Origin of the sequence: Mesorhizobium sp. M0771, assembly GCF_040320155.1 — a bacterium.
Classification (GTDB): Bacteria; Pseudomonadota; Alphaproteobacteria; order Rhizobiales; family Rhizobiaceae; genus Mesorhizobium.
Window position 1 is genome coordinate 127,274 of record NZ_JAMYPC010000006.1, and the last position, 12,635, is coordinate 139,908.

8 protein-coding genes are annotated in these 12,635 nt (G+C 63.4%); 4 read left to right on the forward strand and 4 right to left on the reverse strand.

The window, feature by feature from the left end:
• Positions 1–34: 34 nt before the first annotated feature.
• Both NKI05_RS11730 and NKI05_RS11735 read right to left on the reverse strand, forming a co-directional pair.
• Entirely contained in the window at positions 35–787 is a 753-nt protein-coding gene (locus NKI05_RS11730; protein WP_023816580.1) for an RNA ligase family protein, read from the reverse strand.
• Between the two features lie 6 nt (positions 788–793).
• Complete coding sequence (locus tag NKI05_RS11735) at positions 794–7,003, reverse strand: apolipoprotein A-IV repeat region-like domain-containing protein (protein ID WP_352792380.1); 6,210 nt, start codon at positions 7,001–7,003, stop codon at positions 794–796.
• Between the two features lie 313 nt (positions 7,004–7,316).
• On the opposite strand from NKI05_RS11735, the gene NKI05_RS11740 reads away from it, so the two are divergent.
• The 3 genes from NKI05_RS11740 to NKI05_RS11750 all read left to right on the forward strand — a co-directional run bounded on the left by NKI05_RS11740 (position 7,317) and on the right by NKI05_RS11750 (position 9,269).
• Complete coding sequence (locus tag NKI05_RS11740; RefSeq protein ID WP_023688665.1) at positions 7,317–7,655, forward strand: Hpt domain-containing protein; 339 nt, start codon at positions 7,317–7,319, stop codon at positions 7,653–7,655.
• 157 nt (positions 7,656–7,812) lie between these two features.
• Positions 7,813–8,133: a 2Fe-2S iron-sulfur cluster-binding protein gene (locus NKI05_RS11745; RefSeq protein WP_023673507.1), complete on the forward strand. Its 321-nt coding sequence runs from the start codon at positions 7,813–7,815 to the stop codon at positions 8,131–8,133.
• A 104-nt stretch (positions 8,134–8,237) separates the two neighbouring features.
• Entirely contained in the window at positions 8,238–9,269 is a 1,032-nt protein-coding gene (locus NKI05_RS11750) for an NAD(P)/FAD-dependent oxidoreductase (protein WP_023673506.1), read from the forward strand.
• 20 nt (positions 9,270–9,289) lie between these two features.
• Here the strand turns inward: NKI05_RS11750 and NKI05_RS11755 are convergent, their stop codons facing one another.
• Entirely contained in the window at positions 9,290–10,774 is a 1,485-nt protein-coding gene (locus tag NKI05_RS11755; protein WP_023685984.1) for an MDR family MFS transporter, read from the reverse strand.
• Positions 10,775–11,005: 231 nt separating this feature from the next.
• Positions 11,006–11,626, reverse strand: a complete 621-nt coding sequence (locus tag NKI05_RS11760; RefSeq protein ID WP_023728091.1) for a DUF922 domain-containing Zn-dependent protease — start codon at positions 11,624–11,626, stop codon at positions 11,006–11,008.
• A 148-nt stretch (positions 11,627–11,774) separates the two neighbouring features.
• On the opposite strand from NKI05_RS11760, the gene folP reads away from it, so the two are divergent.
• Positions 11,775–12,620 (forward strand): dihydropteroate synthase, encoded by an 846-nt coding sequence (gene folP, locus NKI05_RS11765; RefSeq protein WP_023673503.1) that lies wholly within the window; start codon positions 11,775–11,777, stop codon positions 12,618–12,620.
• Positions 12,621–12,635 lie beyond the last annotated feature (15 nt).

Below are 12,635 nucleotides of genomic sequence, written 5' to 3' on the forward strand. Positions count from 1 at the left end.
GCGAACCCGGCGAGGCGCTTGAGACCCAGGAACCTTAGCCGCCTGGCAGACGGTTGGTGATCAGTTCTGCCTTCATCCAGTGGGTTTCACTCTGGACATGTCCTGCCCGTACATATTTGCCCATGCGAATGGGCATGTCTGCCTCAGCAAATGCTTCGGCAACCCTAGCCACAAAGCCTTCTTGCTTGGCCTTATCCAGGGACGCAGCCAGATTATCGAAGAGGTTGGGGCTGAAAGGCCCACGATAGAGCGTGGGAACAGGAGTGATGCCCAGTTCCTCAAACCGGGCCAGGGTCAAATCCCACGGTTGAATTTCGGCCCCGATGATCCATGCAAAGCCAAGAAAAAATGACGGCAGCGCATCATACGCAACCGAATGTCGGGCATAGAGGTTCTCGCCGACAATCCGTTCATCGTCAGCAAGTTGCGGTGAAACATTTGCTGCAAATGCCTTCAGCCAGTCTCGGGATGGATGATAACGGCTATCGGGACTGCGCGCGTGAGAGCCATCGCGATGAAGGGTTGTGTTCTCTCCATCCATCTTCTCGGTGACCACAAGATCAGCCACCCTTAGTCCTTCAAGCGACGCCATGACCTTGTCGTCGCTGGTGGCTCCGACCGATATCGGCAGATGAAAGGTGCGACCGTATTTCCTCATGCTGGAGGCATAGCTTGCAGCCCATCGCGCCAGCAAGGGCAGCCTGAGTTCTTTGCGCTCGTCATTGTTCGATCCATGACAAACGAAAAAGGCGGGAAATTTCCCGCCTTTTTCATTTTGATGCAGCAATCGTAGCTAGTGCAAACGGCCGCTCGCATGGGCCAGCATGGTGTAGACCTTGCCGGTGTCCGACGTCAGGTAGGTCTGCGCCATGATGTTGTCGCGGTCGTTGCGCGAGACGTCCTTGAGCAGCTTCTCGAAATCGTCGCAGTAGCGGTCGACAGCGGCGCGGAACTCCGCCTCTGCCTGATATTTGCGGCGGATTTCATCGAAGGTTTGCTGGCCCTTGAGCGTGTAGAGGCGGCGCGTGAACACGTCACGCTCGCCGCGCCGGTAGCGGTTCCACAGCTCGATAGAGGCGTCGTGGTCGATCGCCCGGGCGATATCGACCGAGAGCGAGTTGAGCGACTCCATGACATGCAGCGGCGAGCGCTGGGCGGGAGTTGCGCGCGGTGCTTCCGCGGGCGCTGCCGGCCTGGCGACTTCCTCCTCGCGCGATGCCCCGGTCAGGAGATCGCGCACCCAGCCGCCTTGCGGCGTGCGGGCGTTGGCGTCGCGCTGGCGCGGTGCTTCGGCAGGGCGTTCGATATCGAGCGTGCCACGCAGGCCGCCGAGCGGCGCCTGTGGAGCAGGGCGCTCCGGCTGTGGCGCCGGCGGCGGGCGGCGTACCGGCTCGGCCGGGCGCTGCACTGGCGCCTGCGGCGCCGGGCGCAGGGCGCGCGGTTCGGCATTGTCGCCGCCGCGTCCCGATTTCGCAACGATGTCCGAAAGTTCCTTGAGCGCGTTGATCTGCTCGGCAACGGCACGGCGGATCGCCGAGGTCGATTCCTTGGCCTCTTCCGGCATCTCGATGACGCCCTTCTTGAGCTCGGCGCGGGTGAGGTCGAGCTCGCTCTTGATCGAGCTTGCGGTGCGCCGCATCTCCTCGGTCGCATCGGCGAACCGGCTGGTTGCCGAATCGACCACTTCCGTTATGGCGATGCGGATCTTGTCGGCTGATGCCAGCGTCTTGCCTTCGGCATTCTGCATCGTCTGGCCGACAAGGTTTTCGAACGAACGCATCACCTTCTCGAGGTCTTCCGACTTCTTGACCAGGCCGACGGCGAGATCTTCGAGCGACGATTGCCGCTCAAGCGTGTGCTCCAGATTGCTCTGCGCCGAGCTCAACAGATCCGAAGCCGAGGACAGCAAGCGGCTGTGCTCGTCGAACTTGGTGGCGATCGAGGCCACTTCGCGCAGGGTCGACGACGACAGTTCGGTAAGCCGCGTCGTGTTCGAATCGACCAGGCGTGCCGAGCTGGCGAAGGTCTGCGCGGCCTTTTCGGTGGTTGCCGCGAAGCTTTGCGTGCTGCCGCTCAGACGTTCGTCAACCTGGCCGAGGTTGATCGCCGCCTGTTCGATCAGCTCACCAAGCTGCGAGCTGGAGACGCTCATGCGGCCGATGAGGTCGGCGACGCTATCGGCGAGCGACGAGCGCGCGCCTTCGACGGCCGACAGCGTTTCGGCGGTGCGGCTGGCGAGCGCGTTGACGAGGGCGGCATTTTCGCTGCGCAGCTTCTCGGTCGCGCGTTCGGTGACCTCTTCCATGCTCTTTTGCAGGTCCGAGCCGCCCTGGGCGAAGCGCTCGACCAGCGGCCGCGCGGTTTCGTCCAGGATCTTCGCCATCTCGGCCGAACGCGCCGCCAGCATCGTGTTGAGCTCGCGGGTATTGGTGCCGATTGTCTTGGCAGCGTCGTTGGTGCTTTGGCCGATGTGCTGGCCGACCGCGGTAAAAGTCTCCGCAATCGTGTTGGCGCGCGAGATCAGCTGAGCTTCTGCGCTGGAAACCTGCTCGTTGAGCTTCTGGCCCATCGTCTCCGTCGTATAAAGAAGGCGGTTCTCGACGTTGGCGACCTGTTCCTCGACGCGCGAAGCTGCGGACGCAACGCTCGCGGCCAGCCGCTCATCGGCGCCGGCAAGAGCCTGCTCCATCTCGCGGGCGTGGACGGCAAGTTCCTGGCCGGTCTGGCGTGCACGTTCGGCAACACGCTGCTCGGTGCTGGCGAAGGCGCCGACGATGTTGTCGGCATGCTCGCCGATCGTCGAAGTGGAGTCGGCGATGCGCGACACCAGGCGGTGATCGGCCTCGTCGAAGATGCGGCTGATCTCGGTGGCGCGGGCTGACAGCGCGTCCGAACCCTCGGCGATGCGCGAGATCAGCTGTTGGTCGGCGGCGTCGAAGATGCGGCCAAGGTCCGAGGCGCGGGCGGCCAGCGCTTCGGCGGATTCGCCGATGCGCATGCTCAGCCGCTGGTCGGCACCCTCGAAGTTACGCAGGATGTCGCCGGCGCGGTCGGCCAGCGACTGCGCCGTCTCGACCGCGCGGGCGACCAGCTTCTGGTCGGCGGCGTCGAACGTGCCGGCGATCTCGCCGGCGCGGGCAGCCAGCCGTCCGGCCGTTTCTTCGGCGCGGGCGAGCAGCGAGTTCGACGTCTCGTCATGCCGGGCAAGCAGCACGCTCGTCGTGTCTTCGGCGCGAGCAAGCAAGGCATTCGTCGTATCCTCGGCGCGAGCAAGCAGGGCGCTCGATGTGTCCTCGGCACGGGCGTGCAGACGGCGATCCGCGTCCTCGAAGGTCCGGGCGATGTCCTCGGCCCGGGCCAAAAGGGCGGCCGAGGTCTGCTCGGCACGCTCGGCGATCTTGCGGTCGGCATCACTGAAGGCAGCACCGGCCTGTTCGTGCAGCGCGCTGGTGACTTCCATCACCTTCTCACGGAGCGCGCCGGCAACGAAGACGGCGCTCTTTTCAAGCACGCTGCGGACATTGTCGACACCCACCGACAACGCGCGCTCCATGGTTCCGGCGCGCTCTTCGATGATGCCGGTCTGCTTGCTGAAGGCCTGCTCGATTTTCTCGACATCGGCAGCGATTGCCGCCGAGATATCGGTGCTTCTGCCGGCAATCTGGTCGATATGGCCCGACAGAGAGCGGTCGACGTCCTTGCGTATGTCGGCGAGCTTTGCCAGATCGTCTTCCAGCGCCTGGGTCAACATGTTGCGGCCTTCGGCCAGCTTGCCGACATGGCCGGCGATGATGTCGTCAACCTCACCGCGGCTTGCCGACAGCTTCTGCAGGTCGGCTTCCAGCGCACGTTTCAGGATGTCTCGGCCCTCGGCCAGCTTCTCGACCTGGCCTGCGACCAGTCCGTCGATGCTCGACCGGCTCTCGGCCAGCTTGGCGAGGTCGTCCTCGAGAGCCTTCGACAGCGTCGCGCGATCCCGGACGAGCTTGTCGCTGTGACCCTCGATCAGGCTGTTGACATTTTCCAAATCCGCTTCCAACACCCGTGCGAACTCGCCACGGTTTTCGCTCAGCTTCTGCGACTGGTCGGCAATGGCGCTCCTGATCGCATTGAGATCGGCTTCGAGCGCCCGTGTGAGGATGTCTCGGCCCTCGGCGAGCTTCTCGACCTGTCCGGCGACCAGCCCATCGATGTTGGAGCGGCTCTCCGCCAGCTTGGCGATGTCGTCTTCCAGTGCCTTTGAGAGCGCCGAACGGTCCTGGACGAGCCTGTTTTGATGATCGGCCATGATGCCGCTGACATTGTGCAAATCGTCCTGAAGCGCCTGGGATAGCGTCGAACGATCCTGGACAAGCCGGCTCGAGTGGTCGGTGATCAGGCTGTTCACATTCTGAAGGTCATCCTTAAGCGCCTGGGATAGCGTCGAACGATCCTGAACAAGCCGGTTCGAGTGGTCGGCGATGAGGCTGTTCACATTTTGCAGGTCGGCCTCCAATGCCTTGGAAAGCTGACCGCGCTCTTCCGCCACCTTGTCGGAATGACCCGCGATGGCGCCCTTGATGGTGTTGAGGTCGGCTTCGAGCGCGCGCTTGAGGATATCGCGGCCCTCGGCCAGCTTCTCGACCTGGCCGGCGACTAGCCCGTCGATGCTCGACCGGCTCTCGGCGAGCTTGGCGAGGTCGGCCTCGAGCGTCTGTGACAACAGGCCACGATCGTCGGCAAGCCGGCTCGAATGGTCGGAGAGCAGGCCTCTGATGCCGGACAGGTCGTTCTCCAGCGCCTTGCTGAGTTCGGTGCGGTCCTCGGCCAGTTTCGCCGAGTGGTTCTCGATCACGCCCTTGATGCCGATAATGTCATTTTCGAGCGCCTTGGTCAGGATGGCGCGGCCTTCGGCGATCTTTTCAACCTGGCCGGCGACCAGCCCGTCAATGGAGGCGCGGCTGTCGGCGAGCTTGCCGAGATCGGCTTCCAGGGCGCGCGACAGAATGTTGCGGCCTTCGGCCAGTTTACCGACATGTCCGGCGACCATTTCGTCAATGATCGTACGGGCTTGCACAAGTTTTCCGGAGTCTTCATGCAAAGCCTGGTTGAGCCGGTTGCGGCCTTCTTCAAGCCGCTCGAGATGGCTGCCCAGCGACGCGTCGATGGCGGCGCGCGACTCGTTGACCTTGCGCAGATCCTCTTCCAGGGCGCGCGAGATCAGGTTGCGGCCTTCGGCCAGCTTCTGCACCTGGTTCGTTACGGCCGCATCGATGCCGGCGCGGCCCTCGGCGAACTTCGCCAGGTCCGCCTGCATGGCAGCCGCCATGCGTTCGCGGCTTTCGGACAGCTTGCGGCTGTGGTTTTCGACGGCGTCCTCGATGCCGACACGGGCATCGGCAAGCCGCTGGATGTCGGTGTCGAATGAGCGCGACACGACATGGCGGGCGGCTTCCATGCGGCCGGCGAAATCGCTGGCGCGGGCTTCGAGCATCGACGAGGTCGACGAGACGATGTCGGCCATGTCGGCGCCGATCTGGGTCTTGCCCTGATCGATCATGGCCGACAAATGATCCTTGCTCTCGGCAAAGGTGTGGGCGATCTCGCGGGCGCGCTCGACCAGCGTTTCGTTGATCTGGCGGGCGCGCGCCTCGAGCGCGGCGTTGAGCTTCTGCGTGCCGGTATCGAGTGCTTCGGCGCGGGTCTGAAATTCGCTGATCAGCGCCTGGCCGCGCTCGGCCAGTGTCCGCTCGATGCCGTTCAGGCTGGACTCGAATTCCGAGCTCAGGGTGCGGGCGGCGCCGCCGAGCAGCGACACCATACCGGTGGTGCGGTCGTCGAGCAGGTCGGTCAGCGACCGGGTCAGGCCGTCTGTGGTGTCCGTCAGCTTGGCGATGCGGGTGTCGAGCAGCGAAGCAAAGGCTTCGCCCGACGTCGACAGCCTGTCGGTGATTGAATCCAGCCGGGTTTCGACGGAATCGAAGATCGACATCGAGCTTTCATTGATGCGGTCGATCAGCGTGTCGCCGGAATTCGTGATCGTCATCGACAGCTTGGTCGACGCGTTGAGGATAGAGTCGCGAATAATGTCGGAGGCGGCGCCGATCTCGTCCTTCAGCGTTTCATGCGCGCCGGTGATCGAGGCGCGCACACGCTCGGCATGAGTGACGACGGCTTCGCGCTCGCTGCCCAGCCCGTCGACCAGCGACCGGATGCGCGATTCATTCTCCGAATAGGAGCGTTCGATCTGGTTGACCTCGCTGTGGACCAGAGTTTCGAGCTCGACGGCGCGCGCCAGCGTGCGCTCAATGCCTTCGCCCATCGCCGCCACTTCACGGCGAACGGCCTGGCCGATCATCATCACGCGGTCTTGGGCGAGGTTTTCCGGCTCCGCCAAGCGGAAAGCCACCTCCGTCATCGATTGCGCGGCAATGCGCATTTCCTGCGCGCGGCGGATCATCGCCGCGAAGGCCCAAAACAGGACGACCGGTATGATTGCCGCGATCGCTAGGCCGATCAGTTCAGGGCGGGCCAGGATTTGATCGAACGTACGAATTTTCCAGATGCTGGGGCCAAACAGCAGATTGGCGAGGCCGCCGGCGCCGGCGATCCAGGCCAGCGACACGAACGCCACGACCCAATAGATCGTGCTAGACGCGCGCCGGTTGAGGCTGTGTAGCAGCGTCTTGTAATCTTTCTGGCGGTCATCGTTTGCCGGCTTGAAGCCGGCTGGCTGGGCGCTGTTGCGCGATTCGACCGGGCGCAACTCGGCGGGCTTGGCTGCCGGCTTCGCACTCTGGTTTTGTTGGACGGGCGCGTTTTGAGCGGGGGCGGGCTTCTGGGGGCGGCCTTCGCGCGCCAGTTCGTCCGCGGCCTGCGATATCTGCGCTTCCAGATCTTCCATCGACGCCGCGATATCGAGATCGCCGCTGCCGTCTCCGCTGAGATCGAGGTCTAGTGCCTTTTCGAGTTCCCTGGCTACGTCGCTGTCGAGAGTTCTGGTCGTCGTTGGTTTCTTCGCCATGCCTTCGCTACCCTGTACTAGCTGCCGAGGGACTTCTTATTTTTGCCTGATTCTGGCTCGTCTTATCCCACGCAGGAGGCTGAAAATGGACCTTCGTATCGTAATGACACACAGGGGTAAAGAAAACATGCATTCCGCGAGATACGTAAAACTTTAAATATAAGGTTAACGACAACGTGATCTAACCGCCTCAACGGCAACAATTTTCCAGCCCATTCATTAACGCGTTGGCGACGGAAATCGCCTAGTTTTTTCGGCGATCGGCACAAGGAGTTTCAAATTGGTACGCGGTGAAAGCGGCATTGCCTTCTCAATGCCGGGCGGCGATGCGTCGGGACCGGCCCGTTCGCGCCCAGTGGATCTGGCCCACCTGGCCCGTCAGACTATGGGGGATCGCGCCCTCGAACAGGAGGTATTGGCGCTGTTCGTACAGCAGGCGCTTTCCGTCCGCGACAGAATAGTCGATGCCGATGTCAGGGAGCGACTGCTTCTGGCGCATGGGCTGAAAGGTTCGGCGCGCGGGGTCGGCGCCTTTGCCATCGCCGACTGCGCCACCTCGATCGAACAGCAGCCGGAAGATGCGCGCATCCTCAAGCGCCTCGGCACCCTGATCGAGGAAGTGCGCGATTTCATCGCCGCCATCAGCCGGTAATGGCTGCCGCTCGGCAGCGGCCACCGGGATGAATCGACGGGGCCAGGGCGTGCTTTGGCCAGCTTTCCGAAAAAACGTCACAAAGCGGCGCTTTCGCGCCGCAGTTGACTTGTCCGGTGGAGTGATTATCTCGGCTGGGACTCCCTTCAGGTGACAAATGACCAAGCTGACCTTCATTGCCCATGACGGCACTCCTTTCGATGTCGAGGCCGAAAACGGCTCGACCGTCATGGAGAATGCGATCCGTAGCGCGGTGCCGGGCATCGAGGCAGAATGCGGCGGCGCCTGCGCCTGCGCGACCTGCCATGTCTATGTCGACGAAGCCTGGACGGCCGAGGTCGGCGAGCCGGAGGCGATGGAAGAGGACATGCTGGACTTTGCCTATGACGTCCAGCCGAACTCGCGCCTGTCCTGCCAGATCAAGGTGCGCGACGCGCTTGACGGCCTCGTCGTGCGCGTGCCGGCTCGCCAGGGTTGATCTCCCGTACCATCTGATTTTTCCCGCCGCCGCTTGGCAGCGGGCCAATGCTCATGCAGTCTCGCGCCAGTTTCGCCCCAGTTTGACAATGAGGCTCGCCTGGCATGACCGATGTAATCAAGACGGACGCACTCATTGTCGGGGCGGGGCCGGTCGGCCTGTTCGCCGTGTTCGAACTCGGCCTCTTCGACATGAAGTGCCATCTGATCGATATCCTCGACCGGCCCGGCGGCCAATGCGCCGAACTCTATCCGGAAAAGCCGATCTACGACATTCCAGGCTGGCCCTCGATCTCGGCGCAAGGGCTGGTCGACAGACTGCTGGAGCAGATTCACCCGTTCAAGCCGGATTTTACCTTCAACCGCATGGTCTCCAGCCTGGAAAAGCTGGACGACGGCTCATTTCGGGTCACCACCGACGAGAACGAGGTGTTCGAAGCCAAGGTGGTGGTGATCGCCGCCGGTGGCGGCTCGTTCCAGCCCAAACGGCCGCCCATTCCCGGCATCGAGGCCTATGAGGGCAGGAGCGTCTTCTATTCGGTGCGCCGTATGGAGGAATTCCGCGGCCACGACCTCGTCATCGTCGGCGGCGGCGATTCCGCACTCGACTGGACGCTGAACCTGCAGCCGGTGGCAAAAAGCGTGACACTGGTCCACCGGCGCGCGGAATTCAGGGCGGCGCCCGACAGCGTCAACAAGATGTATGCCATGCAGGAGATGAAGCAGCTGGAGTTCCGGGTCGGCCAGGTGAGCGGCCTGACCGGCGCCGACGGCGAGCTGGCCTCTGCTACCATCAAGGGCGGGCCTGACGGCGACATCGAGGTGCCGTGCACGCGCATGCTGCCGTTCTTCGGCCTGACCATGAAGCTCGGCCCGATCGCCGAATGGGGGCTCAACCTTCATGAGAACCTCATCCCGGTCGATACCGAGAAATTCCAGACTTCGGTGCCAGGCATCTTTGCCGTCGGCGACATCAACTGGTACCCAGGCAAGCTGAAGCTGATCCTGTCGGGTTTTCACGAGGTGGCGCTGATGGCGCAGGCCGCCAAGCGCATCATCAGCCCCGGTGAGCGCATCGTCTTCCAGTACACGACGTCGTCGACCAGCCTGCAGAAGAAGCTCGGCGTCGTGGAGTAGGTCCTACAGGGCTTTCCGAATCACTCCACCAGAACGACTGGCGCCTCGGCGTCGTCGCGGCCGCGCAGTGACTTCTCCGGCATCAGCGCCAGCGTCATCAGCGCCAGCACGAGCGTGACGGCCGCGGCAAGGAAGATCATCATGAAGGGCGTCGCCGAGACGATCTGTCCGGCAGCCGGCGCGCCTTCGCCGGCAAGCGGCAGGCCATAGCCGAGCGCGACCGCGCCGAGCATGGCGACGCCGAGCGCGCTGCCCAGCGAACGCAGGAAGGTCAGCACGCCGGTGGCAACGCCGAGATGCGCGCGGTCGACGGCGTTCTGCACCGATACGGTGGCGACCGGGAAGGTGGTGCCGCTTCCAAGGCCGATGCAGATGGTCAAGAGCTCGACCACCAGCAGCGAGGCGCGGCCGGCGACCAGGCTGAGCACGCCAAGACAGATAATGGCGAAGAGAACGCCGACCATGGCGATACGCTTGTAGTGGAAGAAGCGCGGTATCGTGCGGCCGCTGAAGGTCGCGCCGGCGACCGTTCCGAGCAGCAGGCCGAGCATGGCAAGGCCCGACTGGCTGACCGACAGGCCGATGATCGACTGCAGATAGACCGGCAGGTACACCGACAGGCCGATATTGGCGGCCTGCAGCAGGAACATCGACGCCGTGCCGGCAAGCACGATCGGATTGCTCAGCACTTCAAGCGAAATCAGCGGCTCGGCCGCACGCATCAGCCTGAGCGCGAACGCACCCCAGAAGACCGCCGAACAGGCGAGCAGGCCGACGATCTCGCGGGAGACCCATGGATAGGCGCTGCCGCCCCAGTTGAGGGCCAAAAGCAGCAATGCCGTCGCCACCACCAGAAGCAGCGCGCCCGGCGCGTCGATGCGATGCCGCTTTGCGGCGACCGGCAGTTTGCGCAGCGGCTTGTTGATGATGGCCATGGCCAAGATGCCGAGCGGGATATTGATCCAGAAGATCAGCGACCAATGCAGATGTTCGGCAAATCCGCCGCCGAGCAAAGGCCCGGCGATGCTGGCGACAGCCCAGGTGCCCGAAATCCAGGCGGCATAACGCGCGCGTTCACGCGGCGGCACGAGGTCGCCGATGACGATCTGCGCCAGGGCGAACAGGCCGCCGCCGCCCGCACCCTGGATCGCCCGGCCGACAACCAACACGAACATGTTGGGGGCCATGGCGCTGACCAGCGATCCCAGAAGGAAGATCAGGATCGCCGCATAGACGGTCGGCCGGCGGCCATAGACGTCGGAAATCTTGCCGTAGAGCGGCGCCATGGCCGTCGCCGTCAGGAGATAGCCGGTCACGATCCACGGCAGGTAGTCGGCATGGCCGAGCGAACGCCCGATGGTCGGCATGGCCGGCGCGACGATTGTCTGGTCGAGCGCCGCCAACAGCATCGACAAAAGGATGCCGGCGATGATGACGTTCTTCTCGCTTTCCGTCAGCGGTGCGGCGGGAGGCAGCCTAGCCGGCTTGTCGACAGCTTGGTCCATATCATTTCATCCATAAAGTTTGAGAGCGATTGCGCGGCGCCAAATGGCCGCTCCGCTACGCGCCGCCTCAATTGGTCTTGATCTGGTGTTTCGAAGCTCGCGCCTTGCCAGCCTGACATATCTTGCGAGCCTGACATATGTCGTCCCGTATAGGCCGATTTCGACCTATGCCCGAAAATTTTCTGGGGCTGGCCTCATGTTTCGGCAGAATTGGCTTGGTATCGCCGTGTTTCAGCCGGGCGGAAGCTGGCCGTTCTCGACGCGCTGCATGCGGTAGCGCAGCAGCCGCAGGATGCGGCTTTCGAAATTCACGCCTTCCACGCGGTCGAAGCGCAATTGGTCCTGGTCATGCCTGGCGAGTTCGGCCGCGGTGATCTGCGCCGCCTTCGCCTTTGCCCCGGCGCAGGTCTTTTGCGCAAAGCTCGCGTTCAGCGCGTCTTCGAGCAGACGGCCGTGGTTCTTGGCGATCTCGACATGACGCTCCTCATGGCGCTTGATGTCGGCCGACAGGGTGTCCCAGAACAGCCTGACATCGGGATCGGCCTTGCGCGGCCTGCGCCACTCCGGAAGGATGACCTTGACCTTGACGGTAACGGCGGCCTTGGCGATGCGGCAGGTGTCTGCGGTTTGCGCGTAGCTGATGCGGGTGGTGAACGCCATCTGGGTGGCGCCTGGATGCCGCATCCCGGTGCTTTTCACCTCGGGTCCATGCTTCGACAATTGCGTCTCGATGTCATCGAGCGTGCTGCCGCCGATGGCAAAATAGCTGTAGGTCTTCACCAGATTGGCAGCATTCGCCGGCAGGACGGTCAAAGCCAGCATCAGGGCGCAGAGCAGGGGTCGTTTCATCATGTTGCCTCTTCACTCACCTTGCTTTACGGCCGTTGCCGGCGCAACGGAATTGATCTTCCACCGATCACGCATCGTTGATGGATTGCAAGCGCTCGATGAGCCACATGCCAATGAGCCACATGCCAATGAGACACATGGTTGAAGGACAATGACGACAAGGCGATGGCAACTGGCGCATAAGTGCCATCTCGACCTTGGCGAGAAAGCCATTGTGGTCGGCATTCTCAACGTCACGCCCGACAGTTTTTCGGATGGCGGACTGTTCATCACGCCTGACCAGGCGGTGGCGCAGGCGCACCGCATGGTGGAAGAAGGCGCCGCCGTCGTCGATATCGGCGGGGAATCGACGCGCCCCGGCGCCTCGCCCGTGACGCCTGAAGAAGAGCAGGCCCGCATCCTGCCGGTCATCGCCGCGCTCGCCAGTTCAGGCGAAGCCCTGATTTCGGTCGACACCTATCGCGAGGAAACCGCGCGCCTCGCCGTCGCCGCCGGCGCGCATATCGTCAACGATGTCTGGGGCTTGCAGCGTGAACCCGGCATCGCCCGCGTCGCCGCCGAGACCGGCGCCGGACTGGTCATCATGCATACCGGGCGCGGGCGGCAAAAACTGCCCGACGTCATCGCCGACCAGTTTTTGTTCCTCAAGGCTTCGCTGGAAGTCGCCAGGCGCAGCGGCGTTGCGGACGATCATATCGTACTCGATGCCGGCTTCGGCTTCGCCAAGGAGACGGCTGAGGAAAACCTCGACCTGATGGCGCGGTTTTCCGAGCTTAAGGAGCTCGGTTTTCCCTTGATGGCCGGCACCTCCAGAAAACGCTTCATCGGCACCGTCACCGGCCGCGAAGCCGGCGCGCGCGCCGCCGGGACGGTAGCCACCAGTGTCATTCTGAGGCTGAAGGGCGCCGATCTGTTTCGCGTCCACGATGTCGCAATCAACGTGGACGCACTGGCGGTCGCCGATGCTATGCTGGCGCGCGAAAAGCCAGGACGCTGAGCCCAGGACACTAAG

Excerpts from the sequence above, each read along its gene's own strand:
- NKI05_RS11735 (WP_352792380.1), bottom strand. The coding sequence starts at position 7,003 with ATGGCGAAGAAACCAACGACGACCAGAACTCTCGACAGCGACGTAGCC.
- NKI05_RS11740 (WP_023688665.1), top strand. The coding sequence starts at position 7,317 with ATGCCGGGCGGCGATGCGTCGGGACCGGCCCGTTCGCGCCCAGTGGAT.
- NKI05_RS11745 (WP_023673507.1), top strand. The coding sequence starts at position 7,813 with ATGACCAAGCTGACCTTCATTGCCCATGACGGCACTCCTTTCGATGTC.
- NKI05_RS11750 (WP_023673506.1), top strand. The coding sequence starts at position 8,238 with ATGACCGATGTAATCAAGACGGACGCACTCATTGTCGGGGCGGGGCCG.
- NKI05_RS11755 (WP_023685984.1), bottom strand. The coding sequence starts at position 10,774 with ATGGACCAAGCTGTCGACAAGCCGGCTAGGCTGCCTCCCGCCGCACCG.
- NKI05_RS11760 (WP_023728091.1), bottom strand. The coding sequence starts at position 11,626 with ATGATGAAACGACCCCTGCTCTGCGCCCTGATGCTGGCTTTGACCGTC.
- folP (WP_023673503.1), top strand. The coding sequence starts at position 11,775 with ATGACGACAAGGCGATGGCAACTGGCGCATAAGTGCCATCTCGACCTT.